We start from the raw sequence: 20,648 nt of genomic DNA on the forward strand, positions 1-20,648 counted from the left end.
GCGAGGAGTGGGCCGCCGGGAGCGGGCCACCACCAGTTCTGGTTCGAGTGCGCGTACACGGGAGGCACCCTAGCCCAGAGCGGCCGCCCGGCGCCGGATCCGTCTCACGGCGTGGGCTGAACCATGGATTCCGTTCCGTTGGGGTCCCCCTGCCTTCGAGCCGCACCGTCTCACGTTGTGGTCGGAGGGCGGGATGAGACGTATGACGCCGTAATGTGTACGAGGTGACCGTGAACGCTGAAACCCAAGCCCCCGCCGCCAAGGCGACCTGGCGAGACCTTCCCGCGGCGCAGCAGCCTTCGTACCCCGATGCCGAGGCTCTGCGCGCTGTCGTCGCGGACCTCGAGTCGTATCCTCCGCTCGTTTTCGCGGGTGAGTGCGACCAGCTGCGTGCCCGTCTGGGAGCCGTCGCCAAGGGCGAGGCGTTCCTCCTCCAGGGCGGCGACTGCGCCGAGGCCTTCGACGGCGTGTCCGCCGAACACATCCGCGCCAAGCTGAAGACGCTGCTCCAGATGAGCGCCGTCCTGACGTACGCGGCCTCCGTGCCGGTCGTCAAGGTCGGCCGCATCGCGGGGCAGTACTCCAAGCCGCGCTCCAAGGACACCGAGACCCGTGACGGCGTCACCCTGCCGACCTACCGCGGCGACTCCGTCAACGGCTTCGCCTTCACCGAAGAGGCCCGGATCCCGGACCCCGAGCGGCTGAAGCGCATGTACAACGCCTCCGCCTCCACGCTCAACCTGGTGCGTGCCTTCACCACCGGTGGTTACGCCGACCTGCGCCAGGTGCACGCCTGGAACCAGGACTTCGTGAAGTCCTCCCCGTCCGGTCAGCGGTACGAGCAGCTGGCGCGGGAGATCGACAACGCGCTGAACTTCATGAAGGCGTGCGGCACCGACCCGGCCGAGTTCAAGGCCGTCGAGTTCTACGCCTCCCACGAGGCGCTGCTGCTCGACTACGAGGGCGCGCTGACCCGTACCGACTCGCGCACCGGCAAGCTGTACGACACCTCCGGCCACATGGTCTGGATCGGTGAGCGCACCCGCCAGCTGGACCACGCGCACATCGAGTTCTGCTCGCAGATCGCCAACCCGATCGGCATCAAGCTCGGCCCCACCACCACGGTGGACGAGGCCCTGACGTACGTCGACCGTCTGGACCCCGAGCGCGAGCCGGGCCGGCTGACCTTCGTGGTCCGCATGGGCGCCGACAAGGTCCGCGACAAGCTGCCCGAGCTGGTCGAGAAGGTCACCGCCTCCGGCGCGGTCGTCGGCTGGGTCACCGACCCCATGCACGGCAACACCTTCGAGGCGGCCTCCGGGCACAAGACGCGCCGTTTCGACGACGTGCTCGACGAGGTCAAGGGCTTCTTCGAGGTGCACAAGGCCCTGGGCACCCACCCGGGCGGCATCCACGTCGAGCTCACCGGTGACGACGTCACCGAGTGCGTGGGCGGCGGCGACGAGATCTTCGTCGACGACCTGCACCAGCGCTACGAGACGGCCTGCGACCCGCGGCTCAACCGCAGCCAGTCCCTGGACCTGGCGTTCCTCGTCGCCGAGATGTACCGGGACCAGTAGGGATCAGCCAGTAGCTTCGTACGACGGTGGGGCGCGGATCGATGTGATCCGCGCCCCACCGTCGTCTCCAGGGGTTTTAGGCCACCCTGACTTTAGGTACGGTTAGGTAAGCCTCACCGAATAGGGGATGGCTCGTCGAACCATTCCGCCCAGGGAGGTGAACCGCGTGTACGTCTGCTCTTGCTTCGGGATCACCGACAAGCAGGTCAAGGACCACGCGGCAGCCGGGGCCTGCACCCCGCGCCAGATCGCCTCGGCCACCAAGGCCGGAACCGACTGCGGCTCCTGCGTCCGCACCATCCAGGGCATCCTCGGCCGCGGCGCCTGCCCGCGCCGGGAGCTGCTGGAGAAGGGTGACGCGGCGGCCGTGCTCGCCGCCGAGACGGAGCGTCCGCCCGTACTGGCGGAAGCGGCCTGACCGGCCGGGCCCGGCCCCCCGAACGACCGACGGCCGGCTGTCAGCTCGGCTGCTCGATCAGCTGGGCGATGTAGAGCGGCTCGCCCAGGGACTCGATGAGCTCCAGCTGGGTGTCGAGGTAGTCGATGTGGTGCTCCTCGTCCTCCAGGATCTCCTCGAAGAGGCGGGCCGAGGTGATGTCGCCCTTGCCGCGCATGACCTCGATGCCGCGCTTGAGCCGGTCGATGGCCTCGACCTCGACCTGGCGGTCGGCCTGGAACATCTCCGTGATCGTCTGCCCGACGCGCACGTGGAAGAGCCGCTGGTAGTTCGGCAGACCGTCGAGCATCAGGATGCGCTCGGTGATCTTGTCCGCGTGCTTCATCTCGTCGATGGATTCTTCACGCGTGTACTTGGCGAGCTTGGTCCAGCCCTTGTTGTCCTGGATGCGGTAGTGCAGCCAGTACTGATTGATGGCCGTCAGCTCGCCGGTCAGCTGCTCGTTCAGAAACTCGAGGACCTCGGGGTCGCCCTGCATCGCAGAGGCTCCTTCCAGGCAATGTCAGTCACGTGACGGGGCCGGTGGTACCTCCCAGTGCTCACTGGGGGATCTGCGCGCATCCTTGCACTGCCGTCCGGGGCCGTCCAGTAAGTGCCTCCTTAGTGGGAGTTGCCGTGACTTGCCCGGATCGGTCCAGACCTGGTCGTGACCACCCTGCCGGGTCTGTCACCATGGAGTCATGGGTCAGCCGGAAAGCCGGGAATCTCCGGGAGCAGAGTCGCCGGAGCTTCCACCGGGGCAGCGGTTGCAGCGCGGCTGGCCGGTCACCCATTACGGGCCCGTGCCCAAGTTCAAGCCGGACCGCTGGGAGTTCCGGGTCTTCGGCGCGACGGCCGACGGGGACAAGCACTGCTGGAACCACGAGGAGTTCACGGCCCTGCCGTTCGACTCCGTCGTGGCGGACCTGCACTGCGTCACCAAGTTCAGCATGCAGGGCGCCGAATGGGGCGGTGTGCTCGCCCGCGAGATCCTGGCCCTGGCGCCGCCCGCGCCGCAGGTCACGCACGTGATGGTGTGGGCCGAGTACGGCTTCAGCTCCAACATGCGGCTCGCCGACTTCGCTTCCGAGCGGACCGTCTTCGCCACCCACCAAGGCGGTGAACTGCTCACCGCCGAGCACGGTTTCCCCGTGCGGCTCGTGGTTCCGCACCTGTACGCCTGGAAGGGCCCCAAGTGGGTCCGCGGCGTCGAGTACATGACGGCCGACCGCCGCGGCTTCTGGGAGGAGCGCGGCTACCACAACACGGGCGACCCCTGGCGCGAGCAGCGCTACTCGTACCAGGAGGAGCCGGGGGACGGTCCCGAGCTGTAGGCCCGGGGCCGGCGGCCGGGGTCACCCGGACGGCCGTAGGAAGTCGGCGCCGGCGAGCGATCACCGGGTCACTGCGGGCCGCGCAGCTCCTTCAGCAGCGCCACGTCCGCCGCATGCCCCTCCTTGCCGCCCGGGGTCTCGGTGATCAGCGGGACGCCCTCCATCGCGGGGTGCGTGAACAGCTCGGCGAAGGCCTCCCGGCCGATGTGGCCCTGCCCGATGTTGGCGTGCCGGTCCTTGTGGGCGCCCACGCCCTCCTTGGAGTCGTTCGCGTGGACCAGCTTCAGCCGGCCCTCGCCCACCGTCTCCACCAGCAGGTCGAGCGTCGCCTTCGTCCCGCCCGGCTCCGCCAGGTCGTGACCGGCCGCGAAGACGTGGCAGGTGTCCAGGCAGATTCCCAGCTTGGGGTGGTGATCGAGCGCCTCGAAGTACGGTCCGAAGTCCCAGGTCCGCGAGCACAGCGAGGAACCCTGCCCCGCCGTGGACTCCAGCAGCAGGAACGGGTCGTCCTCGTGCGTCAGCTCGTCCAGCAGCGGCAGCATGTGCTCCCTGACCTGCGCGTACGCCGCCTCGCGCGGGCGGCCCCCGGTCGCCGACCCGGTGTGCACGACCACGCCGAGCGCGCCGATCTCCCGGCCCCGGCGCAGTGAGTGGCGCAGCGACTCCACCGACCTCTCCACGGTGGCCCCGGTGTGCGAGCCGAAGTTGATCAGGTACGGCGCGTGCACGTACGCCGGGATCGACTCGGCCGCGCACTCCGCGCGGAACTGCTCGTCCTGGGCCGGGTTGCCGACCGGGGTGGCCCAGCCACGGGGATTGGCGACGAAGACCTGGACGGCCTCGGCGCCCATCTCGCGGGCGTAGGCCAGCCCGACCTTGGCGAGGCCGCCCGCCACGGGGACGTGCCCGCCGACCGGATTGCGTATCACTGCGCTCTACAGCCCCTTGGTCCGGATGGTGATCGTGGAGCCCTCGGGGGCGTTCAGTCCGCCCAGCACCGACTGGGAGTCCACGGTGTTGCTGAAGGAGAGGAACGGCCGCTCCACCTTCACCTTGAAGCCCGCGGCCTCCAGCGCCTTGCGGGCCGCGTCCACGTCCTGGCCGGTCACGTTCGGGACCGGCGTCGGGCGCGGGCCCTTGGACACGGTCAGGGTGATCGTGTCACCGGCCGCGGCCTGGCTCCCGGCGCCGATCGACTGGTTCGCGACCGTACCGGCCGCCGCGGGGGAGTTGACCTGCTCGGGGGCGGTCGCCACCTTGAGCCCCAGCGCCTCCAGGCCGGCCGTCGCCTGGTCGACGGGCAGCCCCGTCACGGTCGGGACCTGCACCGGGCGGCCCTTGCTGACGACGAGCGAGACCGCCGTGTCCGGCGCCCGCTTGTCGCCGACCGCCGGGTCGGAGCTGATCACCGTGCCCTGCGCGACGTCCTGGCTGAAGGCCTGCGTGACGATGCCGGGCGCCAGCCCGGACTTCGTCAGCTCGGCCTTGGCCTCCTCCAGCGGCCTGCCCTTGAGGTTGGGCACGGCCACGACCTCGGGGCCGCGGGAGATGGTGAGGGTCACCGCGCCGTTGCCGCGGATCCGGCGGCCGCCCGGGGGATCGGTGTTCATCACCGTCCCGCGGTCGAAGGCGTCGCTGAACTTCCGGTCGACCCGCTTCACGCCGAGCCCCGCCGCGGACAGCTGGGAGCGGGCCTGCGCCTCGGTCTTGCCGAGCAGGTTCGGGACCTTCGTGAACTGGCCGGAGTTGATGTACCAGACGCCGGTGCCCACCCCCAGGGCCAGCAGCACCCCGGCGATGACCAGGAACACGCCCCGGCGGGGCCGCCCGGCGGGCGCCTGCCGGTGCGCAGCGGGCGAGGAGGGCGGCGGGGGCAGGGTCTCCAGCCGGGAGGTGAGGTTCACGGGCTGCGCGGCCACCGGGCGCGGGATCACACCCGTGCGGTCCTCGGCGGAGGACCGCACCTCGGCCCGCGCCTGCGGCGGTACGGCGTCCAGCTCGGCGTCGCCGAGCCGGCCGCGGGCCTCGCGGGTGAGGCCGAGCAGCGCGGCGGCGTCGTAGGGGCGCAGCTCGGGATTGCGGGCCGTGGCCTCCGCGACGAGCTCGTCGAGCCCGACGGGGAGCCCCGGGACCGCGGCGGAGGGCGGCGGGACGTCCTCGTTGAGGTGCTGGTAGAGGACCTGAGCGGGGCTGTCGCCGAGGTGGGGCTTGGCGCCGGTGAGCATCTCGTAGAGGACGACACCGCAGGCGTAGACGTCCACGCGGGTGTCGGCGACGCCGCTCTCGATCTGTTCGGGGGCCAGGTAGGAGACGGTGCCGAGGACGGACCCGGTGGTGTTCGTGACCGAGTCCACGGACCGGACCAGCCCGAAGTCGGCGACCTTGACCCGGCCGTCGTCGCCGATCAGGACGTTCTCGGGCTTCATGTCGCGGTGGACGAAGCCGGCCCGGTGGGCGGTCCCGAGGGCGGCGAGCACCGGTTCGAGGATGTCGAGCGCGGCCCGCGGCTGGAGCGCGCCGCGCTCGCGGAGCACGTCGCGCAGGGTGCAGCCGGAGACGTACTCCATGGCGAGGTAGACGTACGGCCCGTCCGTGCCCTGGTCGAAGACGGCGACCACGTTGGGGTGCGCGAGCCGGGCCACGGACTTCGCCTCGCGGATGAACCGGTCGACGAAGGCGGCGTCGGCGGCGAGGGCCGGGTGCATCACCTTCAGGGCGAGCACGCGGTCGAGGCGCGTGTCGACGGCCCGGTAGACCGTGGCCATGCCGCCGGCCGCGATGCGGGCGTCGATGCGGTAGCGGCCGTCGAGCACGCGCCCGACGAGGGGGTCATCCAGGGTCGTATCCACGCCGCGATTCTATTGGGGCGTCGCGCCCGCCCCGCCCGGGTGGTCCGCCTTGCAGCGCAGCTGTGACGTGACCGCCGGGCGCGACGCCGTCGCGGGGCGCGTTCGAGGCGCGGGCGCGGAGCGCCGTCCGGGGTCCGGGGCGGAGCCCCCCGGAGCGGGCCCGCGGGTCAGAACGCCGGGCGTTCGGGGTCCAGGACGGCGCGGCCCTGCGCGGGAGAGGAGGCTTCGGCGAAGCGGCGCTGCGGAATGCGCCCCGCGCGAAACGCGAGCCGCCCCGCCGAGACGGCGTCCCGCATGGCGGACGCCATCAGGACCGGCTCCTGCGCCCGCGTCACCGCGGAGGCCAGCATCACCGCCGCGCAGCCCAGCTCCATCGCGAGGGCGGCGTCCGACGCCGTGCCCGCGCCCGCGTCCAGGATGACCGGGACCGACGCCCGCTCCGTGATCAGCTCGAAGTTGTGCGGGTTGCGGATGCCCATCCCCGAGCCGATGGGGGACCCGAGGGGCATGATCGCCGCGCAGCCCACGTCCTCCAGCTTCCGCGCGAGCACCGGGTCGTCGTTCGTGTACGGGAGGACCGTGAAGCCCTCGTCCACCAGGATCTCGGCGGCGTCCAGCAGCTCGATCCCGTCCGGCAGGAGGGTCCGCTCGTCCGCGACCACCTCCAGCTTGATCCAGTCCGTGCCCAGGGCCTCCCGGGCCAGCCGGGCCGTGAGCACGGCCTCGCCCGCCGTGAAGCAGCCCGCCGTGTTGGGCAGCACGGCGATGCCCAGCCTGGTCAGGACGGAGAGGACGGAGCCCTGGACCGTGGGGTCGAGGCGCCGCATCGCGACCGTGGTGAGTTCGGTACCGGACGCGACCAGGGAGCGTTCCAGCACGTCCAGGCTCGGGGCCCCGCCCGTGCCCATGATCAGGCGGGAGGAGAAGGTCCGGCCGCCCAGGGTGAAGAGGTCGTCAGCCATGCCGTTCAGCCCCCCTGGACCGCGGTGAGGATCTCGACGCGGTCGCCGTCGCCCACCGGGGTGGCCGGCCACTGCCCGCGCGGGACCACGGTCTCGTTGAGGGCCGCGGCGACCCCGGAGGGGGCCGCGGTCAGCGTGGCGACCACCGTGTCGAGCGTGGTGCCGGCCGCGAGCTCGCGCGGCTCGCCGTTGACGGAGACGGATACGGGCAGGCTCATGCGTACGACTCCTGACGTGCGGCGGAGAACCGGCGGGGGCTGAAGGGGCGCGCGATCTCGGGCAGTTCGCCGGTGGCCAGCAGCTCGACGAGCACCTCACCGGTGAGCGGGGTCAGCAGCACCCCGTTGCGGTAGTGCCCGGTGGCCAGGTGCAGGCCCGGCAGGTCGGTCGGGCCGAGCAGCGGGGCGTTGTCGGGCGAGCCGGGGCGCAGCCCCGCCCGGGTCTCGGTGAGGGGGAGTTCGGTGATGCCGGGGACCAGTTCGTGGGCGTCGCGCAGGAGTTCGTAGACTCCGCCCGCGGTGACCGTGGTGTCCCAGCCGAGTTCCTCGCTGGTGGCGCCGACGACGAGTTCGCCGTTCTCGCGCGGCACCAGGTAGACGTGGCTGCCGCGGACGACCGCCCGGACGGTCCGGGAGAGGAAGGGCGCGTAGGCCGGTGGCACCGCCAGCCGCAGGACCTGTCCCTTGACCGGCCGTACGGGAGGCACCACCTCCGGCGGTACGCCCGCCAGCCGGCCGCTGAGCGAGCCCGCCGCCAGCACCACCTGGCCGGCGCGCAGCTCCGTACCGTCGTCGAGCGCGGCCCCGGCCGCCCGGTCCGCGGTGACCAGCAGCCGTTCCACCGCCGCCCGGTGGATGATCACGCCGGCCCGCTCGCAGGCGGCCAGCAGGGCGGCCGCGAGCCGGCGCGGGTCGACCTGGTGGTCGCCGTCCACGCGCAGGCCGCCGCGTACGCCCGGGGCGAGCATGGGCTCCAGACGGCGGCACTCGCGGCCGGTGAGCCACTCGGACTCCAGGCCGCAGCGCCGCTGCAGCGCGTGCAGTTCCCGCAGGTGGAGGCGGTCGTCGGCGTCGAGGGCGACGGCGAGGGTGCCGCAGGTGCGGAAGCCGATGTCGATGCCGCCGCTCGCGTCGGCGAGCTCGGCGGCGAACTCGGGATAGCGCGCGGCGGAGGCGAGGCCGAGGCCCAGCAGGGCTTCCTCGCCGTAGTGCAGCTCGGTGACGGGGGCGAGCATGCCGGCCGCGACCTGGGCGGCGCCGCCGCCTGGCGCCGGGTCGGCGAGCACGGTGCGCAGCCCGCGCGCCGCGGCGCGCCAGGCGGTGACCAGGCCGATGATCCCGCCCCCGATGACGAGGACGTCGGATCCCTTCAGAGATGAGTGCATGGGCGTCCAGCCCCTCCCTTCGCCGGCATGACCCGGATCAGGTTCGTACGGTCGGAGGCCGGCCAGCCTCCCTCTCAGCCCGGTGCGCCGGACTCCCGCGATAGGTACGGTGGCCAGACTAACCCGGCCGCGGACGGCCGGTAAGGCGGCACCTGTTCCTGACGGAGCGTCAGATGATTAGGGTGGCCGGGTGAGCGAGCAGACGGAACACCATCAGCGCGGCGTCGTGATCGTCGGCGCCGGAATGGCCGGGGTGCAGACCGCGGTCGCCCTGCGCGAGCAGGGCTTCGAAGGCCCCCTGACCCTGCTGGGAGCCGAACCCCACCAGCCCTACGACCGCCCCCCGCTGTCCAAGGCGGTCCTGCTCGGCAAGGCCGAGGACTCCGCCTTCGACGTGGACTTCGAGGGGCTCGGCATCGAGCTGCGGCTCGGCATCGAGGTCACCGGACTGCGGGCCGCCGACCGCGAGCTGGACACCGAGGCCGGCCCGGTCCCGTACGGGGTCCTCGTGCTGGCGACCGGCGCCGAGCCGCTGACCCTGCCCGGCACCGGAGGCGTCCCGGGCGTCCACCTGCTGCGCACCCTGGACGACGCGGCGCGGCTGCGGCCGGTCCTCGCGACCGCGCCCCGGACGGTGGTCGTCGGGGCGGGCTGGATCGGCGCCGAGTTCGCCACCGCGGCCCGCGAGGCCGGCTGCGCGGTGACCGTGGTCGAGGCGGCGGACCGGGTGCTGGCGGGGGCGCTGCCCGCCGAGGTTGCCGAGCCGATGGCGCGCTGGTACGAGGAGGCCGGCGCCGAGCTGATCACCGGAGCGAAGGTGGCCGGGATCGAGGAGGGCCGCGTCCTGCTCGCGGACGGCCGGGCCCTGCCGGCCGGCGCGGTCGTCGTGGGCATCGGCGCCCGGCCCGCCACCGGATGGCTGGCCGGGAGCGGGGTGGAACGGGGCCCCGACGGCTCGGTCACCGCCGACGCGTACCTGCGCACCTCCCTGCCCGGGGTGTACGCCGTCGGCGACTGCGCCTCCTTCCCCTCCGGGCGCTACGGGAAGCGGTTGCTCGTCCACCACTGGGACAACGCGCTCCAGGGGCCGCGGACGGTCGCGGCGAACGTCCTGGCCGAGATCGGGGCCGGAGCCGGGGCCCGGGGCGGGGCCGGGGAGGCGGGCGAGGTCTACGACCCGGTGCCGTACTTCTGGTCGGAGCAGTTCGGACGGTTCGTGCAGTACGCCGGACACCACGGCGCTGCCGACACCCTGCTCTGGCGCGGCGACCCCGCCGGGCCGGCCTGGTCGGTGTGCTGGCTGCGGGCCGGCGCGCTGGTCGCGGTCCTGGCGGTGGGCCGCCCCCGCGATGTGGCGCAGGGCCGCAAGCTCATCGAGACGGCGGTGCCCCTGGACCCGTCCAAGGTGGCGGACCCGGCCACCCCGCTGAAGTCGGCCGCCGCCTGACGGCTCCGGGCCCGGGCGGCGACCCGTACGGGCCGCCCAGGTACCGACGGCGGAGCCGAGATGGCAGGCTTGTGTCCGTGACCGAGATTGACGCAAAGATCGATGCCCTTGTCCCCTCGTGGCTGTACCTCCCCGACATCGCGGAGAAGCTGGACATCGAGGTGACCCGGGTCCGCCAGATGGTCAAGGAAGGGCAGCTCATCGCCGTACGCCGGGGCGAGAACCGCGCCCTGCAGGTGCCGGCCCCCTTCATCGACGGTGACAAGGTCGTCAAGGGCCTGGTCGGACTGCTGACCGTGCTGCGCGACGACCGCTTCACCGACGAGGAGATCCTGGAGTGGCTCTTCACCGAGGATCCGACCCTGCCCGGCACGCCCGTGCAGGCACTGAGCGAGAATCGCGGCACGGAGGTGAAGCGCCGCGCTCAGGCGCTCGCCCTCTGACCTGATCCGCAGTTCGCTCCACCGCGGTGTACGGGCCCCGCGCCCGTACACCGCCTCCACCACGGGGGGTCCACCCATGCAGCTGTCCGACGCCCGGCTCTACCTCTGCACGGACGCCCGCAAGCGGCAGGGTGACCTCCCCGAGTTCCTCGACGCCGTCCTGGCCGGAGGCGTGGACGTCGTCCAGCTCCGGGACAAGGGCATGGAGGCGGGCGAGGAACTCGAACACCTCCGGGTGTTCGCCGAGGCCGCGCGCCGCCACGGCAAGCTCCTCGCCGTGAACGACCGCGCCGACGTCGCCCACGCCATCGGCTCCGACGTCCTGCACCTCGGCCAGGGCGACCTCCCCGTCCCCGCGGCCCGCGCCATCCTCGGCGAGGGCGTGCTGATCGGCCGTTCCTGCCATGCCGAGGACGAGGTCGACGCGGCCGTCGCCGAGCCCGGCGTGGACTACTTCTGCACCGGCCCCTGCTGGCCCACGCCCACCAAGCCCGGACGCCACGCCCCCGGCCTGGGGCTGGTCCGGTACGCGGCCTCGCTGGAGCAGGACCGCCCCTGGTTCGCCATCGGCGGCATCGACGGCAGCAACCTGGACGAGGTGCTGGACGCCGGAGCCACCCGCGTCGTGGTCGTCCGCGCCCTCACCGAGGCCACCGACCCCGGTGCGGCCGCCGCCGAGCTCGCCAAGCGCGTCCGGGCCCGGCTCGGCTGAGTCCTGTCCGCCCGGACAGGGAGCGGGGGAGAACCCCCCTAGCGCCTCGGCCCCCCGCCTGACCAGAGCCGCCCTCCGGGTGTCCAAAAACGTGTCCAAAAGGCGGACAGCGCTTCGGTGACCGGCCGGCCGCGTCTAACCTGCCCACATGGCCTCTGGTACCGCTTCCACCTGGTCGGATCGTGCACACACGGTCCGCGACCTCCTCGCGTCCGGGCGCTCGTACTCCTTCGAGTTCTGGGCCCCGAAGACCGAGAAGGGCGAACGCAACCTCTGGAACGCCCTGCGCCGGGTCGAGGCGGTATCCCCCAGCTTCGTCTCCGTGACCTACGGAGCCGGCGGCTCCACCCGCGGCGGCACCGTGAAGGCCACCCAGGAGATCGCCGCGGACACCACGCTGACCCCCGTCGCGCACCTCACCGCCGTGGACCACTCGGTCGCCGAGCTGCGCAACGTCATCGGGCAGTTCGCCGACGCCGGGATCCGCAACATGCTCGTCGTGCGCGGAGACCCGCCGGGCGACCCGATGGGCGAGTGGGTGGCGCACCCCGAGGGCGTGCACTACGCCGCCGACCTGGTGCGCCTCGTCAAGGAGTCCGGCGACTTCTGCGTCGGCGTCGCGGCCTTCCCCGAGATGCACCCGCGTTCGACGGACTGGGACACGGACATCCGGCACTTCGTGGACAAGTGCCGCGCGGGCGCCGACTACGCCATCACCCAGATGTTCTTCGATCCGGAGAATTATCTGCGGCTGCGCGACAGCGTCGAGAAGGCGGGCTGCGAGACCCCGATCATCCCCGAGGTCATGCCTGTTGTGGCGATCAAGCAGCTCGACCGGCTGCCCCAACTCAGCAACGCGGTCTTCCCCGCGCACGTGAAAGAGCGCATGCTCGCCGTCAAGGACGATCCGGCCGCTGTACGCTCCATTGGCATCGAGTTCGCCACGGAGTTCTGCGCGCGGCTGCTGTCCGAGGGTGTCCCGGGGCTGCACTTCATCACGCTGAACAATTCCACGGCGACTCTCGAAATCTACGAGAACCTGGGCCTGCACCAGCGGGCCTGAGCGGCCGCCCCCCGTTCCCGCGCCGGCGGCCGTACCGAGAGGGGCCATGCATGGGAATGACGGTCCTCTACATCGCGTTCGGTTTCGTCGCGCTGTGGCTGCTTGCCGAGGTCCTGATGCAGTACAAGGCCCGGCTCCGCTGGCGCCTGCTCGCCTTCGCGGGCTTCCTCGGCGTGGTCGCCGGGGTGGTGTTGCCGTCGGTGCTGGTCATCGGGGTCGGCGCGGCGGCGTTCGCCGTGGGCCAGACCCTGGTGACGCTCTCCTTCCGCAAGGGCTTCGTCGCCGGCTGGGCCCTGCGCCGTGGCGGGGAACCCGTCCGGCAGTCCAGACGCCGCCGGTCCGGAAGCGCCCCGACGCGGCACGAGCCGGCGCTCCAGGTCAGCGCGCTCGCGTACGAGGACACGGACGGGGCGGCGGACGAGCGCCCCTACCGGGCCGCGGCCGAAGAAGAGGTCTACAGCCCGGAGCCGGTGCCCGAGGAGACCGGGTCCTACGGGATACAGAGCTTCGCGCAGGCCCCCGAGGCCGCCCAGACGGCGGCCTTCGCCTCGCCGTTCACCACGGCGGAGCAGGACGCCCACCAGTACGCGGCGTACTACGACCCGCAGAACCAGGGCGGCGGGTACGACTACTCCGGCGGCTACCCGACGGGTGGGCAGCAGCAGGTCTACGCCGCCTACTCGGACCCGTACATCGGCACCGGCGGCGGTGTCGCCCCGCCGCAGCCGTACGACTACACCGCGTACGCCGACTACGGGCAGCAGCAGTACTCCACGGACACCCCGCCCGGCGGGGTCTGGGTCCCCCAGCAGCGGTCCACCGACGGGTCCGGCCAGCCCTACCCGGCGGAGGAGCAGGCCGAGCCGCCGCAGCAGTACCCCTACTCCCAGCCCGGCGAGTACGAGCAGTACCGCTACTGACCCCCGCGGCACGGACCGGTCCGCGGACCGGTCCGCCCGCCCCCGCGCGCGGTCACTGCGAGCCGCGGAACCCGGCGCCCTCCACGATCAGCCCGGCCACCAGCGCCCCGGTCATCCCGGCGTGCGGCAGCCCGCCGCCGGGATGCGCCCAGCCGCCCGCCAGGTACAGCCCGGGCACGTCCGTGGTGTTGGCCGGGCGCAGCAGCCGGCCGCCGGCCCCCGCGAGCGCGGGCGGCGGCACCGCGCCGCCCGGCGCACCGGTCGCCGCCTCGACATCGGCCGGCGTGCGCACCTCGTGCCACAACAGCCGCTCCCGCAGCCCCTGGACGGCCTTCTCCGCGAGGTTCAGCAGCTCCTCGGGCTCCGAGGTCCCGGGCCCGTACACGGCGCTCACGGTGACCGCCTCGTGTCCCGCGTCGGGCCGGGTGGCGGGATCGTCCGGGCGCACCACGGTGACCTGCGTTCCCGGCGCGTGCACCAGGGTGCGGTGGACGGCCGTGGCGGGGCGGGCGCCGCGCAGCGCGAGCAGCAGGGTGATCCGGCCGGGTGCCTCCGAACCGCGGGCCGGGGCCGTGTCCGACGGCCGCCACGGGCCGGCGGACAGCTGCCGGGGGTCGACCGCGCAGACCACGTGATCGGCGGCCACCTCGCCGCCGTCGGCCAGCAGCAGTCCGGCCGCGCGGCCGTCGCGGACCAGGACCTCGCGCACCTCCGCGCCGAACGTGAAGGCGACCTTCCGCTCCAGGCAGCGCTCGTACACGGCGGTGGCCAGGGCGCGCATGCCGCCGCGCACGTACCAGCTGCCGAAGGTCTGCTCCATGTACGGGAGCACCGTGGCCGAACCGGGCGCGGTGGCGGGGTCGATCCCGTACGTGCGCACGACGCCGGTCAGCAGCTCGCCGAGCGCGCCGCCCAGCTCGCGGTCGGCCACCTCGGCGAGGGTCGGCGGCCGGCGCCGGAACAGCCCGGCGCGCCGCAGGGCCGGGTACGGGTCCTCGCGCAGCGCCTGCCGGGCCCCCTCCCGCAGCGGTTCCTCCAGCAGCGGGCGGCGGGTGGCGTCCCAGGCGTCCCGGGCGCGGCCCAGCAGGGCGTTCCAGCGCTCGCCCGCACCCCCGCCGAAGGCGGTGTCGAGGGCGGCGGCGACCCCGCCGTGCGAGGCGGCCGGCAGGGCGACGTCGATGCCGTGGTGGGGGAGGACGTGCCGGACGGCCGGGTCCGGTTGCACCAGGTCGACGCAGTCCTCCAGGGACCGCTTGCCGGTCTTCACGAACAGGTCGCGGTAGACGGCGGGCAGGTGCAGCAGCCCGGGGCCGGTGTCGAAGGCGAAACCCTCGCGCTCGTACCGGCCGACGGCTCCGCCGTAGGTCGCCGCGCGCTCGTACACCGCCACCTGATGCCCCGCCACGGCCAGCCGGGCCGCCGTCGCCATCGCGCCCATCCCGGCGCCGATCACCGCAATTCGTGCCATGCGGCCGAGCCTATCGACCCCCCGGAACACCCCCGGGACCGGCCGTCGTCACAGCGGCGGGGCCCCGGTGACCTCGCGGGCCTCGGCGGCCAGCCGCTTCTCCTCGCGGCGCTGGGCACGGCGGCGCAGGAAGCGGCGGATCCGGCTCCAGAGGAAGACGAGTATGGCCAGTCCGGCGGCCAGCAGGACGGCCGCGATGATGGCGGCGGCCTGCGGGTTGAACATCGCGAAGGTGACGAGGCCGGCCACGCCGAGGTCCTCGGCGATGCTCACGGCCACGTTGGTGAACGGCTCGGGTGAGGTGTTGATCGCCATCCGGGTGCCGGCCTTGACGAAATGGCTGGCCAGCGCGGTGGAGCCGCCGATCGCACCGGCGGCGATGTCGGACAGCGAGCCGCTCTGCCCGGCGAGCAACGCGCCGATCACGGCTCCGGAGAGCGGGCGGACCACGGTGTGGACGGCGTCCCATATCGAGTCGACGTACGGGAACTTGTCGGCGACCGCCTCGCAGAGGAACAGCACGGCGGCGACGATCAGCACGTCCGTGCGCTGCAAGGACGCCGGGACCTCGTCGGTCAGACCGGTCCGGCCGAAGACGCCGAGCAGGAGGACCACGGCATAGGCGTTGATCCCACTGGCCCAGCCGCTGGTGAAGACCAGGGGGAGCACACTCATTGGATCATCATGTCGTACGGACACCGCTCCGGCGGCGCGTACGCGGGCATGGTGACAGAACGGGGACAGAACGGCGAGGGGACGGTCGCCCGGCGGCGGCCGTCCCCTCGCTCACGCTGTTCGGGGACTACTGCCCCTGCTCGTCACGGCGGCGCTGCCACCGTTCCTCGATGCGGGTCATCATCGACCGACGCTGCCGGCTGCGGCCGTGGGCCGAACCGTCTGCACTTCCGGAGACGGGCTGCTCGCCAGGCTTGGGTGCCTTGCGCCAACCGGTGACCACCAGGACCGTACATCCCAGCATGACGAGGAATCCCACCACGCTGATCCAGAGCACGTTCGGAATGATCACACCGGTCATGAGGAGCGCGATACCCACCACAATGCCTGCGACTGCCTGGTAGACCCGTCGCCGGGTGTACGTACGCAGTCCGCTTCCCTCAAGCGCTGTCGCGAACTTGGGATCTTCGGCGTACAGCGCTCGCTCCATCTGCTCGAGCATTCGCTGCTCGTGCTCCGAGAGCGGCACGGGAGTCCTCCTCATCCGTCGGTCGCGGGGGGTAGCGACCAGGGGTCCCCTTCAGGATAGGCGGGGAATCGCCCCCGTGACACCCGCCCTCTACGCCACGTTCCAAAAAGACACACAGCCCAGAAATGACACAGCCGGTAAAACCACTGCTCGAAAACCGTACCGCCGCGGGGGCGGTCACTGAGGCCCTTATTCCCCAATGGTCCGTCCACCATGCCGGTCACTGCACTCGATCATACGGGGCCGGCCGCCGGAACGTAGGGTCTGCGGCCGACTCCGTGCGCGGAAGATCGCAGTTCAGGCCCGCTTCTGTCCGAGCACGTGGAGCTGGGTGGCGACCGCGTGGAAGGCGGGCAGCTCCGCCGCGGCCTCCTCCAGACGCAGCAGCGCCTCCACCGCGCCCGGCTCGGTGTCCACCAGGACCCCGGGGACGAGGTCGGCGAAGATCCGCACGCCGTGGACGGCGCCGACCGCCAGGCCGGCGCCGCCGACGAGCTCGGAGAGCTGTTCGGCGGTGAAGCGCCGCGGCACCGGGTCGCCGGAGCCCCAGCGGCCGGCCGGGTCGGTCAGGGCGGTGCGGGCCTCCGTGAAGTGCCCGGCCAGCGCGCGGGCGAGCACCGCTCCGCCGAGGCCGGCGGCCAGCAGGCTGAGCGTGCCGCCGGGCCGCAGGGCCGCGACGGCGTTGGCCACGCCCTCGGCCGGGTCGTCCACGTACTCCAGCACGCCGTGGCAGAGCACCACGTCGTACGCGTCCCGCTCGACCACGTCCAACAGGCCCTGGGCGTCGCCCTGGACGCCGCGGACCAGGTCGGCGACGCCGGCCTCGGACACCCGGCGCTCCAGTCCGAAGAGCGCGTTCGGGCTGGGGTCGACCACGGTGACCCGGTGGCCCAGACGGGCCACCGGCACGGCGAACTTGCCGGTGCCGCCACCGGTGTCGAGCACGTCCAGCACGTCCTGCCCGGTCGCCTTCACCCGGCGGTCGAGCGCCTCCTTGAGGACCTCCCACACCACGGCGGTGCGAAGGGAGGCACGGGGGCGGGAAGTGTCCGACACGGCTGATGGCTCCTCGGCGCGGTAGGGAAGGGGTGAGCGGTCCGTGCCCCACCCCCGTCTACCTTATGGCCTTCCGCAGCCGGGCAGCTCATCGCGCGTCCGGACGCTCCGGGCGCGGTTGCGGCAGGGCCTGCTGCAGGGTCGGAGCGGGTGCCCCGGCGGCGAGCATCCGCTCCACCAGGCGCAGGAACATCGAGGCGGCGCGCACCAGATCGTCCGCGTCCCGGCCGCTCGCCGCGTCCGCTATGCCCGCCTCGGCCCGGGCCCGGCGGGCCGCACCCGAGGCGAAGAGCGCGCTCCACTCGGCGAGCTCCGGCGCCAGTTCGGGCAGCAGCTCCCACGCGCTGCGGATCCGGGGCCGCCGCCGCGGGTTCACCGGCTCGGGCCGGCCGCGCGCGGCGAGCACGGCCGCGGCGGTGCGCAGGGCGGCCAGGTGCGCGGTGGCGTACCGCTCGTTGGGCCGGGTCAGCAGGGCGGCCTCGGTCAGGCCGCTGCGGGCCTTGGCGAGCAGGTCGAGCGCCGCCGGATCGGCCGTCGACTTGCGCAGGACGGGGTGGACAGGGGACGGGGACGGTGTGGCCATGACGAACCTCCTGTCGATGCGTTGCCCCCATCGTGACCTGCCCCACTGACAATCGCCCTGACCTGCACTTTTGTGGCCGTATCCGCTGCAACTGCCCCCTCCTGCACACCTGATGCGGAAGAGGGTGCTAGTTTTTGAACTGACCGGTCAGTTCAAAAAGAAGGGGGACGGCGTGGACAGCCCGCACGGCGCGGCCGTCAAAGCCGAGGACTTCGGACTCAAGGGCCCGCGCGGCTGGGCGTTCCGGGGCATCGGCATCGATGCGGCGCCCGGCTCGCTCATCGCGGTCGAAGGCCCCTCCGGCAGCGGCCGGACCTGCCTGCTCCTGGCCCTCACCGGACGGATGAAGCCCACTCGGGGCCACGCCGAGATCGACGCGCACCGGCTGCCGAAGAAGATGGCCGCCGTCCGCCGGATCGCGGCCCTCGCCCACGTCCCCGGGGTCAACGACCTCGACCAGGCCCTCACCGTCGCGGAACAACTGCGCGAGGGAGCCCTGCTCCAGCGCCGCTACGACGCCCCGGTGCGCGCCCTGCTGCGGCCCCGCGCCGAGCGCCGCGCCCGCGCCGCGGCCCGGATCGACGAGGCCCTCGCCGCCGCCGGACTGGACCTCGCCACCCTGCCCAAGGGCGAGCGCACCTCCGTACGGGACCTGGAACGCCTGGAGGCCGTACGGCTGTCCGTCGCCATCGCCCTGCTGGGGTCCCCGCGGCTGCTGGCCCTCGACGACCTCGACCTGAAACTCTCGGACACCGAACGCACCGAGGCCTGGGCCCTGCTCCGCTCGATCGCGGCCGCCGGGACCACGGTCCTCGCGGTGTGCAGCGAGGCCCCGGCCGACGCGGTGGTCCTGCGGACCTCCCCGAAGGAGCCGGACGCGGCGCAGGCACCCGGGGCTCCGGAGGCGCCGGTCACCGTCACGTCGGCGGCCCCCGACCGGAAGATCACCTGGGGAAGCGCCGCGAAGAGCGCCCCCGTGGCCGCGGCCGGATCCGCGACCGAAGCCGAGGCGGAGGCCGGCCCGGACACCGCCGCCACCGCCGGGAACGACACCGCGAACGACACCGCGAACGACACCGAGAACGACGACACGAAGGGGGCGGACGATGAGGTCGCCGAAGCTGGCCGCGCTTGAGATGAAGCGGTTCGGGCGGGGGAAGCTGCCCGTCGCCGCCCTCATCGCGCTGCTCCTGCTCCCGCTGCTCTACGGAGCCCTGTACCTCTGGTCCTTCTGGGACCCGTACCACCGCCTCGACAAGGTGCCCGTCGCCCTCGTCAACTCCGACCGCGGCGCGACCGTCGACGGCAAGCACCTGGACGCGGGCGGCGAGCTCACCAAGAAGCTCCGCGACAGCAGGACCTTCGACTGGCGCGAGGTCGGCCCCAAGGAGGCGGCCAAGGGCCTGGAGAACGGGACGTACTACCTCACCCTGACCATGCCCGAGGACTTCAGCGCGAAGATCGCCTCCAGCGCGGGCGAGGACCCCGCCACCGGAGCCCTCCAGGTCCGCACCAACGACTCCAACAACTACGTCGTCGGCTCCATCTCGCGCTCCGTCTTCTCCGAGGTCCGCTCGGCGGCGTCCGCGAACGCCTCCCGCGGGTTCCTCGACAAGATCTTCGTCAACTTCTCCGACCTGCACGACAAGACCGCCGAGGCGGCCGACGGCGCCGACAAGCTCAAGGACGGGGCCGGCAAGGCCCAGGAGGGCGCGAAGGAGCTCGCCGAGGGCCTCGACACGGCCGAGGAGAAGACCGGCGAGCTCAACAGCGGCCTGAAGAAGCTCAACACGGCCGCCGGGAAGCTGGAAACCGGGTCGAAGGACGTCGCCGACGGCACCCAGGCCCTCGCCGACAAGGTCAACGGGGCCGCCGACAAGGCCCGCCCCTTCGTCAAGGACCCCAAGAACCTGGCGGACACCGCCGAGCTGGTCGCCGACAGCGCGAAGGTGGTCAACGGCCACCTCGACACCTTCGCCGCGAAGGCACCGGCCGCCGCGGCCGCCGCCCGGCGGGCCTCCACCGGCGCGGACGCCTACTACACCAAGCACTGCGTCACCCCCGGCGGCGAACCGCACCTCGCCTCCTGCCCCGACCTGAAGAAGGTCAGGGACGACGCGGCCGAGGCCGCCGAACTCGCCGGTGACGTCAGCGCCCTGGTCAAGAACGCGAACGGCGACGTCGGCAAGCTCCGCACCCAGCTGACCGACCTGGAGAAGAAGGCCCGGGAGCTCGTCGTCAAGGCCCCCCAGCTCGCGGGCGACCTCGACGCGGCCGTGGCCAAGGTCAACGCCCTCAACACCGGCGCCCACAAGGTCGCCACCGGCATGGCCCAGCTGCACACCGGCCTCGGCTCCGCCACCACCGGCTCGGGCAAGCTCAGCGACGGCGTCGGCAAGCTCGGCGACGGCGCCCACCGCCTCGACGGCGGCATGTACAAGCTCGTCGACGGCACCGGCGAACTCGCCGGCGGCCTGCACGACGGCGCGGGCAGGATCCCCGACTACGACGAGCAGCAGCGCGACGCCCGCACCGAGGTCATGGCCGACCCGATCAGGCTCGCCAACCAGGCCCTGCACAAGGCGCCCAACTACGGCACCGGCTTCGCGCCCTACTTCATCCCGCTCTCCCTCTGGGTCGGCGCGATGGTCGCCTACATGCTGATCGCGCCCATGAACCGGCGGGCCCTGTCCGCCGGCGCCTCGCCCTGGCGGATCGCCCTCGCCGGCTGGCTGCCCGTGGTGGGGATCGGCGCCGCCCAGGTCGGGCTGCTGATGTCCGTGCTCCGCTGGGCCCCCGACCTCGGCCTGAAGATGGCCCACCCGGCCCTCACCATCTGCTTCCTGCTGCTGGTCAGCGCCTGCTTCGCGGCGATCATCCAGTGGCTCAACGCCAAGTTCGGCGCGGCCGGGCGGATCCTCGTCCTCGCCGTCCTGATGCTCCAGCTGACCTCGGCCGGCGGCACCTACCCCGTCCAGACCAGCCCGGAGTTCTTCAACGACATCCACCCCTACCTGCCGATGTCGTACGTGGTCGAGAGCCTGCGCCGGCTCATCACCGGCGGCGACCTCGGCCCGGTGTGGCAGGGGTCCGCGGTCCTCGCGGCCTTCACCGTCGGAGCGCTCGCCCTGACCTCGCTCGCCGCCCGCGGCAAGCAGGTGTGGACCATGGACCGACTGCACCCCGAACTGAGCCTGTAGGGACGTG

Annotated in this window: 21 protein-coding genes and 1 riboswitch; of the genes, 10 read left to right on the plus strand and 11 right to left on the minus strand. The window is 72.8% G+C overall.

Annotated elements, in window-relative coordinates:
* Nucleotides 1-224 precede the first annotated feature (224 nt).
* Together ACFYP3_RS21985 and ACFYP3_RS21990 are read left to right on the plus strand one after the other, a co-directional pair.
* Nucleotides 225-1,580 (plus strand): class II 3-deoxy-7-phosphoheptulonate synthase, encoded by a 1,356-nt coding sequence (locus tag ACFYP3_RS21985; RefSeq protein ID WP_388835021.1) that lies wholly within the window; start codon nt 225-227, stop codon nt 1,578-1,580.
* Between the two features lie 166 nt (nt 1,581-1,746).
* Nucleotides 1,747-1,998, plus strand: coding sequence for a bacterioferritin-associated ferredoxin (locus tag ACFYP3_RS21990; RefSeq protein ID WP_388835024.1), 252 nt, complete (start codon nt 1,747-1,749; stop codon nt 1,996-1,998).
* 40 nt (nt 1,999-2,038) lie between these two features.
* Here ACFYP3_RS21990 and bfr read toward each other — a convergent pair whose 3' ends face one another.
* Nucleotides 2,039-2,515: a bacterioferritin gene (gene bfr, locus ACFYP3_RS21995; RefSeq protein ID WP_030707395.1), complete on the minus strand. Its 477-nt coding sequence runs from the start codon at nt 2,513-2,515 to the stop codon at nt 2,039-2,041.
* A gap of 202 nt (nt 2,516-2,717) precedes the next feature.
* On the opposite strand from bfr, the gene ACFYP3_RS22000 reads away from it, so the two are divergent.
* A complete protein-coding gene (locus tag ACFYP3_RS22000; RefSeq protein WP_388835027.1) occupies nt 2,718-3,350 on the plus strand; it encodes a sulfite oxidase-like oxidoreductase in 633 nt (210 codons plus the stop codon).
* 68 nt (nt 3,351-3,418) lie between these two features.
* Here ACFYP3_RS22000 and ACFYP3_RS22005 read toward each other — a convergent pair whose 3' ends face one another.
* From ACFYP3_RS22005 to thiO, 5 genes are all read right to left on the minus strand, one after another.
* Nucleotides 3,419-4,276, minus strand: coding sequence for a deoxyribonuclease IV (locus ACFYP3_RS22005; RefSeq protein ID WP_388835140.1), 858 nt, complete (start codon nt 4,274-4,276; stop codon nt 3,419-3,421).
* A 9-nt stretch (nt 4,277-4,285) separates the two neighbouring features.
* Entirely contained in the window at nt 4,286-6,199 is a 1,914-nt protein-coding gene (pknB, locus tag ACFYP3_RS22010; protein WP_388835029.1) for a Stk1 family PASTA domain-containing Ser/Thr kinase, read from the minus strand.
* A gap of 167 nt (nt 6,200-6,366) precedes the next feature.
* Nucleotides 6,367-7,161, minus strand: coding sequence for a thiazole synthase (locus ACFYP3_RS22015; RefSeq protein ID WP_388835032.1), 795 nt, complete (start codon nt 7,159-7,161; stop codon nt 6,367-6,369).
* A 5-nt stretch (nt 7,162-7,166) separates the two neighbouring features.
* A complete protein-coding gene (gene thiS / locus ACFYP3_RS22020) occupies nt 7,167-7,379 on the minus strand; it encodes a sulfur carrier protein ThiS (RefSeq protein ID WP_351303621.1) in 213 nt (70 codons plus the stop codon).
* Nucleotides 7,376-8,545: a glycine oxidase ThiO gene (gene thiO, locus ACFYP3_RS22025; protein ID WP_388472627.1), complete on the minus strand. Its 1,170-nt coding sequence runs from the start codon at nt 8,543-8,545 to the stop codon at nt 7,376-7,378. The genes thiS and thiO overlap by 4 nt, the downstream gene beginning before the upstream one ends.
* A riboswitch (TPP riboswitch) is annotated at nt 8,543-8,654 on the minus strand. It overlaps the preceding gene by 3 nt.
* Nucleotides 8,655-8,735: 81 nt before the next feature.
* Here thiO and ACFYP3_RS22030 point away from each other — a divergent pair.
* The 5 genes from ACFYP3_RS22030 to ACFYP3_RS22050 all read left to right on the plus strand — a co-directional run bounded on the left by ACFYP3_RS22030 (nt 8,736) and on the right by ACFYP3_RS22050 (nt 13,130).
* On the plus strand, nt 8,736-9,992 hold the full coding sequence (locus tag ACFYP3_RS22030; RefSeq protein ID WP_388835035.1) for an NAD(P)/FAD-dependent oxidoreductase: 1,257 nt from the start codon (nt 8,736-8,738) through the stop codon (nt 9,990-9,992).
* Between the two features lie 77 nt (nt 9,993-10,069).
* Nucleotides 10,070-10,435, plus strand: a complete 366-nt coding sequence (locus tag ACFYP3_RS22035; protein ID WP_030707382.1) for an Rv2175c family DNA-binding protein — start codon at nt 10,070-10,072, stop codon at nt 10,433-10,435.
* Between the two features lie 76 nt (nt 10,436-10,511).
* A complete protein-coding gene (gene thiE, locus ACFYP3_RS22040) occupies nt 10,512-11,147 on the plus strand; it encodes a thiamine phosphate synthase (RefSeq protein WP_388835039.1) in 636 nt (211 codons plus the stop codon).
* Between the two features lie 148 nt (nt 11,148-11,295).
* Nucleotides 11,296-12,210, plus strand: a complete 915-nt coding sequence (gene metF, locus ACFYP3_RS22045; RefSeq protein ID WP_365478653.1) for a methylenetetrahydrofolate reductase [NAD(P)H] — start codon at nt 11,296-11,298, stop codon at nt 12,208-12,210.
* A gap of 50 nt (nt 12,211-12,260) precedes the next feature.
* A complete protein-coding gene (locus tag ACFYP3_RS22050; protein ID WP_388835044.1) occupies nt 12,261-13,130 on the plus strand; it encodes a hypothetical protein in 870 nt (289 codons plus the stop codon).
* A 52-nt stretch (nt 13,131-13,182) separates the two neighbouring features.
* On the opposite strand, the gene ACFYP3_RS22055 is transcribed toward ACFYP3_RS22050, so the two are convergent.
* From ACFYP3_RS22055 to ACFYP3_RS22075, 5 genes are all read right to left on the minus strand, one after another.
* Nucleotides 13,183-14,598, minus strand: a complete 1,416-nt coding sequence (locus tag ACFYP3_RS22055; protein WP_388835047.1) for a phytoene desaturase family protein — start codon at nt 14,596-14,598, stop codon at nt 13,183-13,185.
* A gap of 48 nt (nt 14,599-14,646) precedes the next feature.
* The gene (locus ACFYP3_RS22060; protein WP_388835050.1) at nt 14,647-15,273 is read right to left on the minus strand and encodes a DUF4126 domain-containing protein; all 627 of its coding nucleotides are present in this window, start codon (nt 15,271-15,273) and stop codon (nt 14,647-14,649) included.
* Nucleotides 15,274-15,400: 127 nt separating this feature from the next.
* Nucleotides 15,401-15,802 carry a DUF3040 domain-containing protein gene (locus ACFYP3_RS22065; protein WP_365478665.1) on the minus strand — a complete coding sequence of 134 codons (402 nt, stop codon included), beginning with the start codon at nt 15,800-15,802 and terminating at the stop codon, nt 15,401-15,403.
* Between the two features lie 297 nt (nt 15,803-16,099).
* The gene (locus ACFYP3_RS22070) at nt 16,100-16,858 is read right to left on the minus strand and encodes a methyltransferase (protein ID WP_388835053.1); all 759 of its coding nucleotides are present in this window, start codon (nt 16,856-16,858) and stop codon (nt 16,100-16,102) included.
* Nucleotides 16,859-16,946: 88 nt separating this feature from the next.
* Entirely contained in the window at nt 16,947-17,441 is a 495-nt protein-coding gene (locus ACFYP3_RS22075) for an SAV_6107 family HEPN domain-containing protein (RefSeq protein ID WP_388835056.1), read from the minus strand.
* 172 nt (nt 17,442-17,613) lie between these two features.
* On the opposite strand from ACFYP3_RS22075, the gene ACFYP3_RS22080 reads away from it, so the two are divergent.
* On the plus strand, nt 17,614-18,576 hold the full coding sequence (locus ACFYP3_RS22080) for an ATP-binding cassette domain-containing protein (protein ID WP_388835059.1): 963 nt from the start codon (nt 17,614-17,616) through the stop codon (nt 18,574-18,576).
* On the plus strand, nt 18,548-20,641 hold the full coding sequence (locus ACFYP3_RS22085; RefSeq protein WP_388835062.1) for a YhgE/Pip family protein: 2,094 nt from the start codon (nt 18,548-18,550) through the stop codon (nt 20,639-20,641). Before ACFYP3_RS22080 ends, ACFYP3_RS22085 begins: the two co-directional genes overlap by 29 nt.
* The last annotated feature ends 7 nt before the right edge of the window (nt 20,642-20,648 follow it).

Origin of the sequence: Streptomyces sp. NPDC005533, assembly GCF_042871845.1 — a bacterium.
Taxonomy (GTDB): domain Bacteria; phylum Actinomycetota; class Actinomycetes; order Streptomycetales; family Streptomycetaceae; genus Streptomyces.